This is a genomic window from Emergencia timonensis, from assembly GCF_900086585.1.
In the GTDB taxonomy this organism is placed as follows: Bacteria; Bacillota; Clostridia; order Peptostreptococcales; family Anaerovoracaceae; genus Senimuribacter; species Senimuribacter timonensis.
In genome coordinates, this window is record NZ_FLKM01000009.1 from 1,866,550 (window position 1) to 1,884,847 (window position 18,298).

The window sequence follows — 18,298 nt, forward strand, 5'->3', positions numbered from 1 at the left end:
AGACCCGTATAAACTTTATATCATTCTTTTAAAAATCACTGAGATATCAAGATGTCAGTTAGAAATATGCATCTCATTTACTGTTAAAAAACAGCATCTGCCTGAAGACAGATGCTGCCTGTTATTCTGCAAAACATATTGTTTAATATTGATCCATCGCCTCTAATAACTGGCGAATATTTTTCTTACCAAACATAGGCTCCCCGTCATTGATGACCAAACACGGTACACTCATGACCTGATATCGGTCCTTTAAATCTGGAAAATGATTCAGGTCATAAACTTCTGCCGCAACAAATTCACTTTCTGCAGCAATACGTTGAGCTGCCGTTACCAGTTCCGGACACATCGTACAGGATAAGGAAATCATGATTTTCAGGTTCATAGGTTTTTCAATGGCCTGAATCGCCTCTTCTACTTCCTGGTCCAGAGCCTGTCCTGGTCCTGCCGCATTGTACAGTCCCAGCACAAAAGATGTGAATTCATGGCCGCCAGGTACGCCGTGGAAGGCGAGTCCGGTCTCCCTTCCGTCCTCCAGGCAGATTTTCACGAAAGGATAAGACGGATCTGTTCCCTGTTTTTCTATCTTTACAGAAAGTTTATCTGTCAAAGCAGAGAGAACCTCCATGTATTTTTGCAGTTCAGCAGAGATCGGCCGGTTGTCCAGATACAGTTTCAAAATCAAAGATCGCTGCATCTTTTCAAAGACGGCATTGAGCTGCTTTAGCATATCAGCCGTAAACAAGCTTTCGCCATCAGATAAATGTACTTCTTCCGTATCACGTTCCTCTGGCATCTTAGAAATAGGCGGCTGTGGAGCAATCCCTGTCTTCTTTTGCATGGCTGTTGCATAATGCTCCAGTTCTGTAGCTGCCAGGGCACCTTCACCAACTGCCGTTACCACCTGCCTCAGGCTTTTTACACAGATATCTCCGGCTGCGTAAAGGCCATCAATATTCGTTTTCTGGCGTCCATCTGTGAGCACATAACCATGTTCATCCAGTTCTGCAAGACCGCGCACCAGTTCCGTTGCCGGCTCATATCCGGCAAAGACGAATAGACCAAAAGTTTCTCCTGCCGGCGGTCTATATTCTGTTACTTCATCAGTTTTAAGGCTTCGATACCGCAGATAACGAAGCACTGTATCGCCGGAAACTTCTTCTACTTCCACATTCGGCAAGATAGTAATCTTTTCATGATTACGAGCCATGTCTGCCGTCGCCTTGGCACATGTAAAGTCGTCGCTTCTCATTAAAATGGTCACATGGCGTGCATATCTGGCTAAAAAAACACTTTCCTCTGCAGCCGCATACCCGCCGCCGATGACAAAGACTTCCTTGTCAGTAAAAAATTCACCATCGCAGGTAGCACAGTAGGCGACGCCATGTCCGCGGAATGCCTCTTCCCCTGAAAATCCCGCCAGCCTTGGTTTTGCCCCAGCTGCTAGTAGGACGCAGAAACAGGACAATTCTCCTCTGCTGGTCTTGACTGTCTTTATATCGCCGGAAAGTAATAATTCTTCTGCTTCGGCCATTAAGAATTCAACGCCAAAGTTATCTGCCTGCAGGCGCATGGTTTCTGTCAATTCCGGACCACTGGTCTTTTCTACCCCTGGATAATTGACAACATCTAAAGTCGTGGCAATTTGCCCGCCAAATTGTTCTTTTTCTACGACGATGACTCTGTGACGAGCTCTTGCTAAATAAAGGGCGGCGGTCAGTCCCGCAGGACCTCCGCCGATGATAACTACGTCATAGAAGTTTTCTTTCCTTTGATCGTTCATAAGCTTACAGCTGCCCCACCAGATCCAGGCTCGGCTTCAAAGTTTCCGCTCCTGGCTGCCATTTTGCCGGACAAACCTCATCCCCATGCTCGTGAACAAACTGGCTGGCTTGTACTCTGCGCAGCAGTTCGTCAGCATTACGTCCCACATTGCCTGCAGTAACTTCGTAGGCTACAATCTTACCCTCTGGATTGACGATAAAGCTGCCCCTTTCAGCCACACCGTCAGCTTCAATATATACTTCAAAATCTTTAGATAGGGCGTGAGTTGGATCCGCCAGCATCGGATATTGAATTTTTTTGATTTTTTCAGATACATCGTGCCACGCTTTGTGAACAAAATGCGTATCACAGGACACTGCATAAATCTCACAGCCGATGTTCTGAAACTCTGCATATTTATCTGCCAAATCTTCCAATTCTGTCGGACAGATAAAAGTGAAATCTGCCGGATAGAAGAAAAATACGCTCCATTTGCCTAAAATCTCTTCCTTTGTAACTGCTCTGAAATCACCATTTTGAAATGCTTGTACAGCAAAATCATTTATTTCTTTGTTAATCATTGACATAAATCAAATCCCCTTTTACTTTTTTTTAATCATCGAAGTTAGTATAACCTAACTCACGTATTTTATTATATTTTTTCAAGTCATTTTTGTCAATATCATATTCAGAAAAGGAAGAATTTACATAACGCTTTCTCTTCCACTCTAACAGCGCCGAATCGATAATGACTGCTACAGACACTGCATTATATCACAGCGCCCGACTACTGGATTTAGAATCCTGATATTTCTATTTTTCCGCGTTGCGAAAGAATACCTTTGCTGCCCCTGAAAATTCTTCTGCATTTGTAAGCATTGCCGGATGACCGCCTGTAGGAAATACTAATTGTTTTCCGCCAGGTATCTTTGTCTGCAGGTTTCCGTAAGTTTTTTTGATATCCATGACCCCTACAAATTCATCATCCTCCAAACTGACTGTTAATAATACTGGTATCTTCAATTGAGATAAATCCTGATGAAAAAAATGTTGAATCATCTGATGATGTCTGACGATGACATCGGTATCGTTATCAACCACCTTTTCCCAATCTTCACCATGACAGTATTCCCATAACTGACGTACAAATTTTTTCTTCTTCGTTTCCTCCCGCGCATGGGCAATGTTTGTTGTCCAAGCCTCTAGGGACTTCTCCCCTTCAAAACTATCAGCTATCACGCTGCAGACCAAATCTGGACGTTCTAGTGCCACGTTCAAAGCTGCTAAAGCGCCTCCGCTGGTGCCGATGAGATTGACTCTGCCATAGCGGCAGCTGGTGAGCAGCTCAATAACCTGCATCGCCTGGTCATACCAAAAATCAGTTGGAAACTGTTCCAATCTGTCAGAGCGACCATGTCCTAAAAAATCAATGAGAATCACCTTATAGTCCTCCTTGTACAGGTCGATAATTCCTTGAAACATCTTTGATGAAACGCTGTTACCATGTAGCAGCAGCAATGGGGTGCCTCTGCCGATTTCCTCGTAATAGATTTTTTTATCTGCATAATAAAAGTAAGCCATTCTGATTCCTCCTTTATCTTTGATAGAATTCATTATAACAGGAGACCCGCGGCTGCAATACCTCACCTTCTTTCTTACATTAAAAATGTGCCGTGAATCACGGCACATTTTCATTCTATTTTTCTTTTACGCAATATTCTCTGGATGCTTTTTTCCACCAAAAAATATTTATCGGATAACTGCTTTACGCTCATACCACTCTGGAAATCCTGGCAAATCTGCGCGTTGCGGGCAGCTAAAATCCCTCTAGTATCTGTATTTTCACCCCAGCACTTTTTGCTTGACTTCTTTTTAGGAATGTAGATGACTTCGCCCTCTACATATTCCTGTATCTGTTCTAAAAGCTCTGCAGGTAATGCATGAATCGATTTTCGACAGCTCATTATGCGCCTCCCAATTTTGTTTTATTAGGATTAGCAAAGGCTATTTGGATTCATAATTTAAAGCGGCGCCTGCCTCCAATAGACGCAGAAGACAACCGACACTGTTATATCGTAGTTAAATTATACTGCACAATCAGCCTTCGCTATGCACAATTTCTCATTCCCATACTAAGGCTCCTTTCACAATCTGATGACCCTATTATAGCATACTTTTCATATTTTGTATTTTAAATCAGGTTATTTCCCATTATACAGTTTATCTGCACTTCGGGCTTCTTGATCCGCCAGATCCTTCCTCTATAAATAATCATGAAGCGTTGAAAAAAGCTTTTCCGGCTCAATGGGTTTGGCCAGATGAGCGTTCATCCCAACTGCTAGGGCCGCCACTACGTCCTGTTCAAAGGCATTTGCAGTCATAGCGATGATTGGAATATCCTTAGCATCAGGTCTGCTGTCTGCCCGGATAGTTTTGGCAGCCTCATATCCATCCATTTCCGGCATCTGAATATCCATCAGGATGGCATCATAAGTCCCCGGAGCTGTGGATCGATATGCCTCTACAGTCAAGGCACCATCGCCTCTGACCACGACCTCAGCACCGCTCATTCGCAAAATTTCACAGATGATTTCGGCATTGACCTGATTGTCTTCTGCCACCAAGAAACAGCGGCCTGCGAAAAGGGTTGCATCCATTTTGTCCATCGTCTGCTGCACAGGAGCTACCCTCCGTTCATCGGCCGGAATGATCTCACCTTTCAGCTCAACCAGGAAGGTAGTGCCTTTTTTCAACTCACTATGTACCGTTATTTTTCCGCGCATAAGGTCTACTAATCCCTTGACTATGCTCAAGCCCAACCCTGATCCCTCTATACGGGATACCGCACGGCTGCGGACAAAGGGTTCAAAGAGATGCGCAAGTGTCTCTTCCGCCATTCCAATCCCTGTGTCGCTGACAGTGAAACGATAATATACATCTTTAGTATCTTTAGAAGGAAGTTCTTCTACCAAAAAACGAACCGTACCACCTTGGGGTGTAAACTTAACTGCATTTCCTAAAATATTGATGAGGATCTGGCTGATACGTAAGGCATCACCATAGAAATAGGGATTTTGTATCTCACAGAGCAGAATCTCATATTGCAGACCTGCTTGGTCAGCCTGTGGAGCGATGATCTCGCCTACCTGCTTCACCAGGTCTGGAAGATAAACATGCTCCCTGTTCAGCATAATCTGGTCTCCCTCAATCCGATTCATATCCAAAATGTCATTAATAAGGCTCATTAGATGGCTTGACGAGGCAGATATTTTTTGCAGGCATTCCTGAATGCGGTCAGGATCGTCAATGTTCACTTTGGCAAGCGTGGTCATCCCCATGATGGCATTCATGGGCGTGCGTATATCATGGCTCATTGCAGAGAGAAAATCGCTTTTTGCGCGACTGGCTTCTCTAGATATATCCAAGGCCCGTTCTATCTCTGCTTTTGCTGCCCGCTCTGTGGCCAGCATATCCGTCACATCGACCCGCACCAAGCAGACGGTTTTATGGTTCTGATCGCCCCACAAAACGTTGACTTGCTTGTATCGCAAAGCCTCTTCCGCCTGGTATGGCAGTACAAAATCAAATCCGCCTGGCTTTTCGTTCAGTTGCTCTATTAGTGTTTCAAGGCGGAATAAATTTTTTGCCGCTTCTTGGTCCGTCGCCATCTCGTAATAGCCTGTTATGTTGTCCAAAACTGCAGTATAGCTTTTTGCAGTATGAGGGGGCAGATTTTCCAGAACCATCTGCCTGGTGTACATGACAAGACCTCCCGTGGCAGTATCAATGAAGCAAGCTAACTCACAGGTATAGGCAACCACCCGAAGCAGCCGCTGCTGCTCCCGAATAGAATCGGTAATATCTGTTCTTGACAGACATATTCTGCCCAATCTCAAATCGATAGGTGAAACCGTTACATTTTTAGTTCGAACATCTCCCGCGTCATCAGTCATTGAAAAAGCAAAGGTATATACTCGACCCTGTTTCAGCCTCTCCAGCATTCGTTTAGAATCCAGATTATCCCGATATTGTTCCCGATCCCTGGGTACCACCCTCGATTCCAGCATTTGTGCCACCCTGCGTGAGTGGACACCTCGGTGCGGCGGAATACCGACAGCGTTCTCATCTTGAGACAGTATCGTATACGTGTCCCGTCTCAAGTCCACATCTACTACGAAATCATAACCGGTGACAGAGCGCTGATGGAGAATCCGATCTGCAACCACCTGTTCTGTGATATCTATGACCGTCAGGATTCCAGTGACATCGTCGCTGTCCGGTGTAGACACCATACTCATTTCAAATCTCACATACCTGCCAGTCTCTTCATCAGGAAACTGAACAAAGAAATCATTCATCTGCTTAGTCTCATCTCTCTCATAGGCTGCCAGCGCTGGAACTCGAAGATAAGTGCTGCAAAATATTTGCCGCTGTTTATCATCTACGATGAGAGTCGATAGACCAGTAAAAAATGCCTCGCGGACAGATCCGAAGGTCTCCAAAAGTCCTGCGCCAGTCTGGTCACTGATCTGTATAATTCGGTCTTGTGTGATGTTGCAGTGACCCGTTACTAAGACGTTGGGATCAGTCCTCTGATGATGCTGCAAAAGTAAATCATTGTACTGCTGTCGCACACGGGCGCGTTCTTCCCGTTCTTTCGTCATATCGTTATAAACAGAATAAATCTTCCGTTCTCCGCCCTCGTGCTCGATGAGAGACAGGGTATTCTTGACCCATACATAATCCCCTGAGCCTTTTAAAAGCCGATACTCGATCTCCCAATGGCTTTTCCCGCTGACAAGATATTTGCTAAGCTCCTGACGGACACTTTCCAAATCGTCCGGATGGACACCAGTCAAAGCGTCTTTCTGATACAATTCCCACGCCTCTTCCAGCGGCATTTCGGTTGTCGCTGCAAAGCCTTCTGAAATATACTCTGGGATAATGCTGCCATCCTTCTCATAGCGAACTACCGCCACACCGCCTGGAAGATTTCTCAATGTGTTTTGAAAGTATTGTTCCAGCCTCCGCTGTTCTGTTACGTCGCTGTAGACAGCGTATAGGAGTTCACCTTCATCAGAATCTGCTCTTCGAGACCCTTCAATATGAATCCATCGATATTCCCCCAGCTCATCGTGAAAAATTCTGCAAGTGTGCCGCAATAAATGGCCGCCATGGAGCAGGACGGCTAAGTCTCTTTCTAAGGCGGTACGGTCATCCTCATGAACACCGATAAAGGTCACCTGCTCTTTAATCTGAGCGATATGTGTATTGGTATACCCCAGCACCTCAAAGAAGGCGGGATTATGATACAGAGGATAAAGACGGCCCTGTTCTACACTGTAAACACACATGCCGCTGGGTATACTGTCAAGAACCGCTTTCAATTCATTTGTCAGCGTCATAAACGCCACCTCCTTTCAGTCGTCTTTGTAGATTCACAGTCCGTTGAAATTTTTTCTCAACAGGCCGGTAGAAGGCAGCGTATTTCTCGCCCAAAAACAGGCACGCTTCTTCAAAGTTGTCAACGCAACCTGCAAAAACCATATTTAGATATGCCATTTTCTATTCCTCCTCCCGGTCCAGGATAAAATCGTATAGGACCTGGAACAGCCGCTCCGGCTCAATTGGCTTCGCCAGATGCGCGTTCATACCAGCCGCCTTGCTCTTTTCGATATCGTCGTCGAAAGCGTTAGCGGTCATAGCGATAATAGGAATCGTCTTGGCATCGGAGTTGGTCATATGCCGGATGTTATTGGCTGCTGTCAGTCCATCCATCTGCGGCATCCGGATATCCATAAGAATCGCATCATACCAACCTGTTTCAGACTTACTGAACACCTCAATGGCTCGCAGACCGTTTTCCGCCGTATCCACGGCGAATCCCTTACTCTTAAGCAGCGCCACTGCCACTTCAGTGTTGATGACGTTGTCTTCTACTAAAAGTACACGGTGCCCGGCAAATTCAAAGCGGGGCTGCTTTCTCAGTGCTTCAATCTCATCTTTTTCACCCAGCGCTTTAGAGAAGGCTGAGACCAAGGACGTCTTGAACATGGGTTTGCTCATCAGCAGGTTAACACCGGCTAACCTAGCCTCGTGCTCGATAGAAGCCCAATCGTATGCTGTCATGATGATGATGGTGACCTCCGGCCCTACGATAGCGCGGATACGCCTAGCGGTCTCGATTCCGTCGATATCGGGCATTTTCCAGTCGATAAGAATCATATCGTAATGTCTGCCTGCTCCACACAGCGCTTGTACTCGTTCGATGGCTTTACGGCCGCTGCCCACCCATTCGGCGGTGACGCCTATCTCCTTCAGTGTAGCTACCGCACTTTCACACACTGCTACATCATCGTCCACCACCAGAGTCTTCAGCGCTGAAAAGTTAGGAGATACTTTTTTTCTGTTGTGACGAGGTAATTCCTCCTCTGTAACACCCAACTGCACGTCCACCGTGAATTCTGACCCGATGCCCTTGATAGATCGAACAGTGACGGTTCCGCCCATCATATCCACAATGTTCTTTGAGATGGCCAGACCCAGCCCGGTGCCGCCATACACGGCCGTGGTACCGATAGATTCCTGCGCAAAAGGTTCAAACATGTGCTCGATAAACTCTTCGCTAATACCGATACCTGTATCGTTGACGATAAAGCGAAGAGTGGCTCTGCCCTTGGCCTTTTTATGCGCTGCGGTGGAGAAGGTGACCTTGCCGCCTTCTCCTGTGAACTTGATGGCGTTGGAGAGAATGTTGAGCAGAACCTGCTGCAGCTTCATGGCATCTCCAATATAGTAATCATCTAATGTATGATCCACAATGCACTCATACTCCACTTCCTTTGCTGCAGCCTGTCCATAACAGATGGCATTCAGTCCGTTTATAAATTCCTCTGTGGGAATCTTCTCGTTTTTTAATAGCATTTTGCCGCTCTCTATCCGGCTCATGTCCAGGATGTCATTAATGAGGGAGAGCAGAAAGCGAGAGGAAATGCCAATCTTGGAGATACAGTCGGCGACTTGCTCCTCGTTGTCGATAGCTTGTGCAGCAATGGTACTCATACCGATGATAGCGTTCATAGGAGTGCGAATCTCATGGCTCATGCGAGAGAGGAAGTCCGTCTTAGCCGCATTTGCCTGCTCTGCAGCAGTCAAAGCAGTAGCCAGAGCTTCTTTTTGCCGCTGTTCCTGGCATAGGATGTCGGTCACGTCCGTGCGGGCGATACACACCCGACCCAACTCGCGGCTTATGTAAAAGACCTGGTACCGTTTGACTCGAGGATTTCCATGTTCATCCCTTACCTCTGCTATGAAGTTGTAGCTGCCATGCTCTGCTAGCTCACGTTGCATAAAGGTAAAATCAAGCTTTGCAAGGTATTCTTCTCCAGCAGCAGCATCCATAGAAGTGGCTGCAATCTCTCTAGCCTCTGCCTGAAACCGCCCTTTTGCAGGCATCATCGTTTCAGTACCTGGATGAAAAGAGACTACACGATAGGTATCGTGGCGGATATCGATATCAGATATCAGTTCGTAATCCAGTTTCGTTACTTTTCTCAGAAGCTGTTCTTGAATTTTTTGTTCTGTGATATCGATGGTATAAAAGAAGGCGATCACATCGCCACTCTCGGGATTTTGATGAAATCTGAAATTTGTCCTGCTCCAGAAATGATCCCCCTCGTTTCGTCTCCGCAGAAATTCAAAATGGAGTTCCGTTTTTCCTGAGGCAAAATCAGTCAGCACCTGTTCCTTATCCAGTGCAGTGCGGAGGTGATTCCCGTACTCAGTATTTGCCGCAGAAGCTGCCAGTCTTTGAATGGCCTGCTCATAGGTATCTCCCACCTTCGCGATGGAACAGTCGGCCGTAGATTGGTAACTCTCAACCCTGCCTTGTGTGACATTGATTCGGCCCTGGATACTTCCCTCTGAGGAAGCTGCCTGTGCAAAATAGGCCAACTCCTTTTCGTAGAGCTCCCTTACCAGTTCCTGCGCCAGTTTCTCGTCTGTAATATCCACAAGAAATCCGTAGAAATATGGCTCGCCGTCATCTCCAGGCATCACTTGTGCTTTTAGTGAAATCCACTTGATACTCCCATCTTTGCAGAGCAGTCGGTGTTCATTGCGTATGGTGTTCCCACAGCATTCGTTGGCTAACAACTTGTCCCGCACAGCGTTCAGGTCGCCTGGATAAATCACAGCCGCCATCTGGTTACCCAGCGCCCTGAATTCTTCTCTGGTATAGCCCAACAACTCGTATAATCCATCATTGGCATCTGCAACGGAAAAACAATCGTCGTACTTGACCCGGAACACTGCGCCGGGGATGTTGTTGTAAAGGTGCATGATTTCAGCCTGGGCCTTTTTCTGTTCCGTAATATCGATACACACTGAGATAATAGCTGGTCTGCCATTTTCTGCCGTGACTTCACGTCCCAGGTCATGAACCCAGATATAGGATCCATCCTGTTTTTTCATGCGGTACTCGACGATATATTCTCCGCGCTCCGCTATTTGTCTGGTTACCTCACCATCTACCAAGGCCCTGTCGTCTGGATGCATACAATTAGAGACCATGCCGGCGATATCGGCAACAAACTCCGCCTCGCTGGCGTAACCCAAGTACTTCAGCATTCGATTGTTGACAAAATAGAAAGGAAAACCGTCTTCAATATAACCGCCCATCATACCCCCAGGCAGAGAGTCGTTTAACAGTTCCTGCCGCTGCTGGACAAGCGTCTCCATCACCAAGGTTTGAGGATAATGCTCTTCGCCTCGCTGACTGCTGCTTGGTTCCGAAAACCACAATGTACGCAAGCGCCAATCCCCCAAACATCGTACCAGAGTAAAAAATCCCCTCAGACGCCACCGGTACTGTGTATTTTTTAGAATCATTCCCACAGACAGGTTGCGTGTATCTTCGTCAATTATCTGCTCCTGAAAGAGTTCAAGCTCTACAGAGAAAGGCTCTGGGATTTCCTGGATGTCACGCACCAAGTATTCCCGCATCTCCTGGGGGCTGTGAGCAAATTCATCCTCACCCGTACCTACAAAGCAGAATTCGTCACCTAAATAAGTGCAAACCTCCTCTGCGCAGCGACGTTCAAACCAGGCGCTGCAGAACGACCGAAAAGTCTCCCAAGCTGTCATTGTTTTCTTCATACTCTTCTCCTATTCATGGCCTGTACTCGTGACGTTTAGTGTCTTGCGGCCGGCAATTTATATCAATATTTATGACAAAATACATCTAAAATAAGCGTTTAAATTTAGAATACTTGATTTAATGCAGGATTTCAAGTGTTCATATTGAAATGGCAATGACATAATATCATCATTTTTCATGACATTTTGATTGAATAAATATTGAACTTAGACTATACTAAAACAAAAAGGGGAATGAGATTATGCAATTCTATGAAAAGTTAACATTTATAATGAATCTAACTCAAATATCAAATCGGGAGCTGGCTCAAGCGATTCACGTCGATCCCTCTGTCATAAGCCGCTTTCGCAACGGAAAAAGGGGGATACCGCGCAATCGGGAGCCTCTGCGCAATATGGCGTATTTTTTCGCTCTGCGCTGTGGTGGCGAATATCAAAGGCGTGCCTTGTCTGAGATGGCAGGCGTCAAACGTATTATCACTGCCAAGAAGGATCAGTTATCTGAGTTTCTCTTTCATTGGCTCTGTGGCGATAGCGATGAAGTGGATCGCTTTTTAAAAACCTTTGAATCCCTGACTATAGAAGGCATCGCGTCAGATGCCGCCGTGGATTCCAGCAATATTAGCCATAAGGGAAATTTTGTCTATTATGGAAATGAAGGAAAACGTGCGGCCGTTCGGGCTGCACATCAGCACCTGCTGGCCCAGAAAGAACCAGGTACAATCTATATCCTAGCAGATGAAACCGATGATTGGCTGATGGAGGACTATGGCTTTACTTCCAATATGCAGTCAGAATTATTGGCTTGCCTGCAGCGAGGCTTTCAAATCTGCCATATCATACCTTCGATCTATTCCAGCGACCAAATGTTGGAATCATTAACCAGGTGGATCCCCCTTTACATGACTGGCAGGGTAAGCGCTTACTTCTATCCCCATATCCGCGATCGCCTTTACAGGCATTCCATTATAATGGTACCTGATCAAATTGCCCTCGCTTCACATTCTATGGCAGGCCGACGTTCCAGCTATGCTACCATGCTGACTACGGACTCCAGGCTGGTCCAAGCCACAGAAGCCGAGTTTCAAGACTACTTATCCCTGTGCCTTCCTATGCTGAACACCTATTCTGAACCTCAGAAACTGTTTCAATGCTTTATGAGATTCCTCTCTCCTCATGGTTTCCGCATCCAGAAGTTGTCTTCCTTATCCGCTGTTACCGCGCCAATTGAGTTGATCCTTGACTCCATTGAACAAAGAAAGGATCCTGAGACAAAGCGGCTGGGCAGACTTTATCTTCAGGAGATGAAGAGGCTGGAGCAGGATCGGAATCAATACAACCTGATCGATATCGTACAATTGCCTACCGCAGATCAAATCCGCGCCGGCACAGTACCTATAACTGCAACCTGCGGTTCAATCGGTACCCTTTACTACACCCCGAAGACCTATGCCCAGCACTTAAAGAAGATTATCCGCATTCTGGAGACTCATGAGGATTATCATTTTGTTCCGCTGGAGGGGCAGAACGATACAGAAAGCAGCCTGATGGTGAAAGGGAATCACAGAGCGCTTCTGGTGCACAATTCTAAACCCTTTACAGTCTTTGAAATTTCCCAGCCTGAAATCGTCGCACTGTATCGGGAATACCTGCTCCGACTTGCGGAAAAAGTCGGCTACACAGGGATACATCGCTTTAAAATCAAGTCTCGGCTGCGAGAATTAATTCGGGAATTAGAGGGACAGTAAGTAAAAACGGACTAACAGTTTTTCAATCGGTTAGTCCGTTTTTGATATTATGAACAGCAAAATGACCGTTTTAATATACCCTGCCCGGGATAGATGCTGCCAGCGCCTAAATCTTCTTCAATGCGCAGCAGCTGATTGTATTTCGCGTTGCGTTCACTGCGGCTGGGTGCCCCTGTTTTGATTTGACCGGTATTCAGCGCAACGGCTAAATCCGCAATGGTCGTATCCTCTGTCTCTCCTGACCGATGAGAAGTGATTGCTGTGAAACCAGCTTTATGAGCCATGTTTATGGCTTCCAACGTCTCTGAAATGGTTCCGATTTGGTTTAGCTTAATTAAAATAGAGTTGCCACAATGGTCCTTAATTCCTTTGCAGAGACGTTTCGTATTGGTGACGAAAAGGTCGTCGCCCACCAGCTGTATTTTGCCGCCCAGTTCCTCAGTCATCTGTTGCCAGCCCTGCCAGTCTTCTTCGTCTAAGCCGTCTTCAATAGAAAATATCGGATATTTTTCGCAGAGAGCCTTCCAATGGGCAATTAATCCATCTGCGGTAAAATGCAGACCACTCTTAGGCAGCAGATACTGTCCTCTCTTCTCACACTTCCATTCGCTGGCAGCTGCATCAATGGCAAGGACAAAATCTTCTCCCGCTCTATATCCGCACAGGTTGATTGCCTCCAGAATATAGTTGATAGCTTCTTCATCACTGGATAAATCCGGTGCAAAACCGCCTTCATCTCCTACAGCCGTAGCTAGGCCTTTGGACTTTAAGAGGGTTGCCAAGCCATGGAACACCTCGCTGCACTGGCGCAGGCCTTCACGAAAGCTTTTGGCTCCTACGGGCATAATCATAAATTCCTGCACGTCTACCGTATTGGCCGCATGGGCGCCGCCGTTTAAGATATTCATCATCGGCACTGGCATCTGGTTTCCGTTGACGCCACCTAAAAAACGGTAAAGAGGCATTTGTAAAGCGCTTGCGGCGGCTCTGGCACAGGCGATAGATACCGCAAGGATGGCGTTTGCCCCCAAGCTCGACTTATCTTCTGTTCCGTCTGCCCTGATCATGGCCAAATCGATGGAGGAAAGATTATATGCATCCATACCAGTCAAGGTTTCACAAATTACGGTATCAATATTTTTTACTGCCTGCAGCACGCCTTTTCCGCCATACCTCTGCGGGTCGCCATCCCGTAGCTCCAGCGCCTCAAATTCACCTGTGGAAGCGCCGCTCGGCGCCGCACCTCTGCCCATGGTCCCATCTGACAGCCTCACCTGTGCTTCAACGGTTGGATTCCCCCTGGAATCTAAAATCTCGCGGCCTTTTACTGACTCTATCGTAACTCTATTCATAATGTACTACTTCCCCTTTCAAATTTCCTACAAGTTGTCTGTTTTTATTATATCCCCCTTGATCTCTGCTAAACCACTAGATGTAACGGAAGACACACCTTTGCATATACTATTTCATAGAGGAGGAAAACTATGAATACGCAATATCAATTAAGCGACGTCGCTAAAAATTACTTATCAGCATATCATTGCATCCTTGATGAAATGATCAAGGGTATGTCAATGGCTCCGCTGACTGACAGCATCTCGGGAAATTTTATCGTGCAGATGATTCCACACCACATGGCAGCCATCGAAATGTCACACAACATCCTCAAATATACGACCAATATCCCCCTGCAGAATATCGCATTAAATATCATTACATCTCAGACGGAAAGCATTGAAAATCTGCGCCAAGCGCAGGGATCCTGCAGTGAACTGAAAAACTGCGAGTTGGATGTACGTCTCTATCAGCATAGGGTCAACCAGATTTTACAGACCATGTTTCAGGATATGAGCAACGCCCGCGATACAAATAGAATCAACTGTGATTTTATGTGGGAAATGATTCCACATCACAGAGGCGCTGTAGAAATGTCAAAAAATGCACTGCAGTTCGACATCTGCCCGCAGCTAAAACCGATACTGGATGCAATCATTACCTCCCAGCAAAAGGGAATTCGGGAAATGCAGCATCTTTTAAAGTGCCTTGGCTGTTAATCCGTCACAATCCAGCACTTGATCTAAAAAATCCCTTGTGTCTTTTTAATTAAATTGAAAAGTATCAAGGGATTTTCTTATCGTCCTATTGTTAATACCACCGCACCATCGGCAGCTCATTATTAATTCCTTTTGTCATGAGAACTTGATGCAAGTCGATGACTCCATTGTGAAATGTTGCCGCACAGGATGCCAGATACAGTTCCCACATGCGCACAAAACGCTGATCAAACATGGCGGCAGCTTCGTCTGCGTGTTCTCTGAAGTTTCTCAGCCAGCAGAGCAGCGTTCGGTTGTAATGGAGTCTCAGATTCTCCACATCCTGGGTATGAAACCCTTCCTCAGACGCATAGGCGAGAATTTCTCTGAGGCTGGGTACAACGCCGCCTGGGAAGATATATCTCTTGATCCATGGATCTCCGGCGTGCTCTTTTAAGGCGCTGATAAAATGCAGCAGGAAAAGTCCGCCTGGTTTCATGACTTTATTTACACAATCTATAAACAGCGGATAGTGATCACGCCCTACATGTTCTACCATGCCCACGCTGACGACCCGGTCAAAGGCCATACCACACTTCGGCAAGTCTCGATAGTCCATCAGTTTCACCGTCAGCAGATCTTCAAGTCCTTCCGCGGCAATCCTTCGGTTACATTCTTTGTATTGTTCTTCACTGAGCGTGATTCCTGTGCCGCGGATTCCATACTTCTTCGCAGCTGTAATTAAAAGGAACCCCCAGCCGCAGCCGATATCTAATAGTGACATCCCCTTCTGCAGATGCAATTTCTCCAAAATATATTCAATCTTGTTCACTTGCGCTTGATAGAGGGTATCGTCTGTATGTTTAAAGTATCCGCAAGAGTAACTCAAAGTCTCATCCAGCCACAACTTATAGAAATCGTTACCGATGTCATAGTGACTACGCACTTCCTTCTCCTGATTTCGTTTCGTTGCCGCAGTGAAAATCAACTTTTTCAGCGCACTTTGATCTGTAGAAAATTTGTTCATCTGACCGAGAAAATGGTCGAGAGCCTCGTAGAGATCCCCTTCTATCTCCAGTTCCTGATCCATGTAAGCTTCACCTAGAGCCAGAGAGGTACTTCTTATCAGTTCTGACAGAGGTATCGACTTTTGAAATTTAACGGTGAAGGCTGGTTCCCCCTCTCCAATCAGATATTCTCTGCCGTTTACTTTTACGACAAACGGATTTTCATCAAACTTCCTTAAAAAGGATATCAGCACATTTTCTTCTAGCAATATAACTTCCCTTCTTTCTTCCATAATTGTGGTTATTATAACCATTTCTCAAAAATTCTATTATTTTCAGATAATTCACTTGACATTTTTAACTGTAACTTTTATAATTACAGTATAAACTGTTACTTTGCAAATTACAGATCGTCGACGATACGATTTTCCATGAACAGGATTCATGGTCAAAGGAGGAAGAAAATGAAACGATTATCCCTTATACTGGCTCTGGTGCTCTCCTGCGCCTTGCTGTTATCAGCCTGCGGCAACGGTACCTGTCCAATGGAGCGCAGAAACGCACAAAAAATGGAAAAGCAGGAAACCAGCAAAGCCTATCACAAGATTACTGCAGAAGAGGCAAAAGAAATGATGGATCAGGGCGATGTTACCATTGTCGATGTACGTACAGAAGAAGAATATGCCGAAAAGCATATTCCAGGCGCAGTTCTCGTGCCCAACGAGTCCATTGGAGAGGATGCGCTGGCAGAATTGCCAGATAAAAATGCCGTCCTCCTCCTTCACTGCCGTACCGGCATCAGGAGCAAAGAGGCGTCAGATAAATTAGTTTCCCTTGGATATAAGCATATTTATGACTTCGGAGGAATTGAAGACTGGCCTTATGACACAGAAAGTGAGCAAAGATAATGAATACGAGAGAACATGAAACCGTGAAAATGAGAGGAAGCGCCGATGTATCTTATCTTGGCCGCACCGTCGATGAGATGATTTGGGAATTTATGGAGCAAGAGGAAATCCCCGGTCTGACCCTGGCCATCGTCCAGGCACCCTATATTCCAAGAGTCGTAGGTTACGGCCTTTCCGACCCAAAGCAAAGGAGACTGGCCTCTGCTAATACCTTATGGCCTGCTGGCCCGATTTCCCAGGCTTTTGCTGCCGTGGCTGTCATGCAGTTGCACGAGGACGGAAAATTGCAGATGGACGACAAAGCCTCTCAATTTATTCCGCAGTTACCTGAAACTTGGCAGGAAATCACAATTCTGCAGCTGCTGCGCCACGCGTCGGGTCTTTCCGACTACAGGGCGTCAGAAGGCTTTGACCTTTTCAGACAGTGGTCTTTTCAAAATCTGGTCGATCTCGTCGCAGAAGAACCTCTGCAGTTTGTGCCAGGTTCTTCCGTCATACAGAGTGCAACGAACTTCCTGCTTCTGACAGAAGTCGTAGAAAGAGTCAGTGGAAAATCCTATCACGATTTTGTCACGGAACGCCAGATTGAATATCTCGGTCTTCGTCACACCGGCTTTTGCGAAGATCTGAAAGACTTTGTCTATGAGGACGTTTCCCTGACAGAGAACATCCATCAGCTATTTAAAAAAGATGGAACGTACATAGACCCGACCGAGCCTGCCGCCAGTTACGATGAGCAGGGCGAACCAGTGCCTCGGATCCCATCGTCAGTCCTGCGTGGATTCTCTGATGTCTGGGCTTCTGCCATGGATATATCCACCTGGGATATCGCCCTCGCGGGCGCAGTGCTGATCCACGATCCCGAAAACCGCGCCCTAGTCTATGCGCCGTGGCAGCTGCCTGATGGTCGGGAATTTCCTGCCGTTGCGGGATGGCAGTTTTACAAACATCGCGGCCTGATGGACATCAAAGGTTCTATACCCGGCTATTCGATGTTTCTCAGCCGGTTTACCGACGCTGCGGAACTGGTCTGCGTCACCCTGATGGCAAATAAAGAGGACGTGGATTTCACCAATCTTGGCAGACGCATCGCGGGCGCCTTTGGCGACCTGCTCTCGACCAATTACGACGACAATAAGCTCTACCTTCTGGAAGGACAGTTTTCCGTGGATGAAACAGTGCGCCAGCTGGAAGCGGAACTTGCAAAACGTGAAATCCCGGTGTTCGCCAAGTTCGACCACGCGCAGAACGCGGCAGATGCAGGTCTTGCATTGAGACCGACCACAGTCCTGGTCTTCGGTTCACCAAAGGTAGGCACGGGGCTGATGCAGGCAGATCAAAGCATCTCTTTGGAGCTTCCTCTTAAAATCTCTGTGTGGGAAGATGAAGCTGGCAGCACCTGGTTAGCATTTCCGCGGATTGCTACCATGGCATCGGACTACGGTTTAGCACAACATCCGGCAGTATCTAAAATGGAACAGCTCATGGAAGAACTGGTGCAGACAGCAGGAAATGCATATGCCAAATAGATGGCAAAGTGCGTTCTTTGATACGTATGACAAAAAAGGGGCTGCGAAAAAACAATCCCTAAACGAAACTCCTGTTTTATGATCGTTGTATCATAAAACAGGGGTTTTCATATTGTATACAAAAACCTAACAAAAAGCATTAAAAAGCCTGAA

At 46.4% G+C, this 18,298-nt stretch carries 13 protein-coding genes; 4 read left to right on the forward strand and 9 right to left on the reverse strand.

What is annotated here, in order from left to right; translation table 11 throughout:
- Nucleotides 1-142: 142 nt before the first annotated feature.
- From BN6539_RS19715 to BN6539_RS19740, 7 genes are all read right to left on the reverse strand, one after another.
- Nucleotides 143-1,783 carry an FAD-dependent oxidoreductase gene (locus tag BN6539_RS19715; protein ID WP_067542258.1) on the reverse strand — a complete coding sequence of 547 codons (1,641 nt, stop codon included), beginning with the start codon at nt 1,781-1,783 and terminating at the stop codon, nt 143-145.
- Nucleotides 1,784-1,787: 4 nt separating this feature from the next.
- Nucleotides 1,788-2,351, reverse strand: a complete 564-nt coding sequence (gene ahpC, locus BN6539_RS19720; RefSeq protein ID WP_067542261.1) for an alkyl hydroperoxide reductase subunit C — start codon at nt 2,349-2,351, stop codon at nt 1,788-1,790.
- 226 nt (nt 2,352-2,577) lie between these two features.
- Nucleotides 2,578-3,345 carry an alpha/beta fold hydrolase gene (locus BN6539_RS19725; protein ID WP_067542264.1) on the reverse strand — a complete coding sequence of 256 codons (768 nt, stop codon included), beginning with the start codon at nt 3,343-3,345 and terminating at the stop codon, nt 2,578-2,580.
- 110 nt (nt 3,346-3,455) lie between these two features.
- A complete protein-coding gene (locus BN6539_RS19730; RefSeq protein ID WP_067542267.1) occupies nt 3,456-3,728 on the reverse strand; it encodes a CD3324 family protein in 273 nt (90 codons plus the stop codon).
- Between the two features lie 297 nt (nt 3,729-4,025).
- Nucleotides 4,026-7,169 (reverse strand): hybrid sensor histidine kinase/response regulator, encoded by a 3,144-nt coding sequence (locus BN6539_RS19735; protein ID WP_067542270.1) that lies wholly within the window; start codon nt 7,167-7,169, stop codon nt 4,026-4,028.
- Nucleotides 7,153-7,326 carry a hypothetical protein gene (locus tag BN6539_RS22505; RefSeq protein ID WP_156524189.1) on the reverse strand — a complete coding sequence of 58 codons (174 nt, stop codon included), beginning with the start codon at nt 7,324-7,326 and terminating at the stop codon, nt 7,153-7,155. Before BN6539_RS22505 ends, BN6539_RS19735 begins: the two co-directional genes overlap by 17 nt.
- A gap of 3 nt (nt 7,327-7,329) precedes the next feature.
- Nucleotides 7,330-10,920 carry a response regulator gene (locus tag BN6539_RS19740; RefSeq protein ID WP_067542273.1) on the reverse strand — a complete coding sequence of 1,197 codons (3,591 nt, stop codon included), beginning with the start codon at nt 10,918-10,920 and terminating at the stop codon, nt 7,330-7,332.
- 272 nt (nt 10,921-11,192) lie between these two features.
- On the opposite strand from BN6539_RS19740, the gene BN6539_RS19745 reads away from it, so the two are divergent.
- Nucleotides 11,193-12,668 (forward strand): hypothetical protein, encoded by a 1,476-nt coding sequence (locus BN6539_RS19745; protein WP_242869436.1) that lies wholly within the window; start codon nt 11,193-11,195, stop codon nt 12,666-12,668.
- 47 nt (nt 12,669-12,715) lie between these two features.
- Here the strand turns inward: BN6539_RS19745 and eno are convergent, their stop codons facing one another.
- Nucleotides 12,716-14,020 (reverse strand): phosphopyruvate hydratase, encoded by a 1,305-nt coding sequence (gene eno, locus BN6539_RS19750; RefSeq protein WP_067542278.1) that lies wholly within the window; start codon nt 14,018-14,020, stop codon nt 12,716-12,718.
- A 132-nt stretch (nt 14,021-14,152) separates the two neighbouring features.
- Here eno and BN6539_RS19755 point away from each other — a divergent pair, with 132 nt between their 5' ends.
- Nucleotides 14,153-14,722, forward strand: coding sequence for a DUF305 domain-containing protein (locus BN6539_RS19755; protein ID WP_067542281.1), 570 nt, complete (start codon nt 14,153-14,155; stop codon nt 14,720-14,722).
- A 91-nt stretch (nt 14,723-14,813) separates the two neighbouring features.
- On the opposite strand, the gene BN6539_RS19760 is transcribed toward BN6539_RS19755, so the two are convergent.
- Nucleotides 14,814-16,001 (reverse strand): SAM-dependent methyltransferase, encoded by a 1,188-nt coding sequence (locus BN6539_RS19760; protein ID WP_197492908.1) that lies wholly within the window; start codon nt 15,999-16,001, stop codon nt 14,814-14,816.
- Nucleotides 16,002-16,172: 171 nt separating this feature from the next.
- On the opposite strand from BN6539_RS19760, the gene BN6539_RS19765 reads away from it, so the two are divergent.
- Nucleotides 16,173-16,616, forward strand: coding sequence for a rhodanese-like domain-containing protein (locus tag BN6539_RS19765; protein WP_067542287.1), 444 nt, complete (start codon nt 16,173-16,175; stop codon nt 16,614-16,616).
- A complete protein-coding gene (locus BN6539_RS19770; protein WP_067542290.1) occupies nt 16,616-18,145 on the forward strand; it encodes a serine hydrolase in 1,530 nt (509 codons plus the stop codon). The genes BN6539_RS19765 and BN6539_RS19770 overlap by 1 nt, the downstream gene beginning before the upstream one ends.
- The last annotated feature ends 153 nt before the right edge of the window (nt 18,146-18,298 follow it).

Excerpts from the sequence above, each read along its gene's own strand:
- BN6539_RS19760 (WP_197492908.1), bottom strand. The coding sequence starts at position 16,001 with ATGGAAGAAAGAAGGGAAGTTATATTGCTAGAAGAAAATGTGCTGATA.
- ahpC (WP_067542261.1), bottom strand. The coding sequence starts at position 2,351 with ATGTCAATGATTAACAAAGAAATAAATGATTTTGCTGTACAAGCATTT.
- BN6539_RS19745 (WP_242869436.1), top strand. The coding sequence starts at position 11,193 with ATGAATCTAACTCAAATATCAAATCGGGAGCTGGCTCAAGCGATTCAC.
- BN6539_RS19725 (WP_067542264.1), bottom strand. The coding sequence starts at position 3,345 with ATGGCTTACTTTTATTATGCAGATAAAAAAATCTATTACGAGGAAATC.
- BN6539_RS19765 (WP_067542287.1), top strand. The coding sequence starts at position 16,173 with ATGAAACGATTATCCCTTATACTGGCTCTGGTGCTCTCCTGCGCCTTG.
- BN6539_RS19715 (WP_067542258.1), bottom strand. The coding sequence starts at position 1,783 with ATGAACGATCAAAGGAAAGAAAACTTCTATGACGTAGTTATCATCGGC.
- BN6539_RS19740 (WP_067542273.1), bottom strand. The coding sequence starts at position 10,920 with ATGAAGAAAACAATGACAGCTTGGGAGACTTTTCGGTCGTTCTGCAGC.
- BN6539_RS19735 (WP_067542270.1), bottom strand. The coding sequence starts at position 7,169 with ATGACGCTGACAAATGAATTGAAAGCGGTTCTTGACAGTATACCCAGC.
- BN6539_RS22505 (WP_156524189.1), bottom strand. The coding sequence starts at position 7,326 with ATGGCATATCTAAATATGGTTTTTGCAGGTTGCGTTGACAACTTTGAA.
- BN6539_RS19755 (WP_067542281.1), top strand. The coding sequence starts at position 14,153 with ATGAATACGCAATATCAATTAAGCGACGTCGCTAAAAATTACTTATCA.
- BN6539_RS19770 (WP_067542290.1), top strand. The coding sequence starts at position 16,616 with ATGAATACGAGAGAACATGAAACCGTGAAAATGAGAGGAAGCGCCGAT.
- eno (WP_067542278.1), bottom strand. The coding sequence starts at position 14,020 with ATGAATAGAGTTACGATAGAGTCAGTAAAAGGCCGCGAGATTTTAGAT.
- BN6539_RS19730 (WP_067542267.1), bottom strand. The coding sequence starts at position 3,728 with ATGAGCTGTCGAAAATCGATTCATGCATTACCTGCAGAGCTTTTAGAA.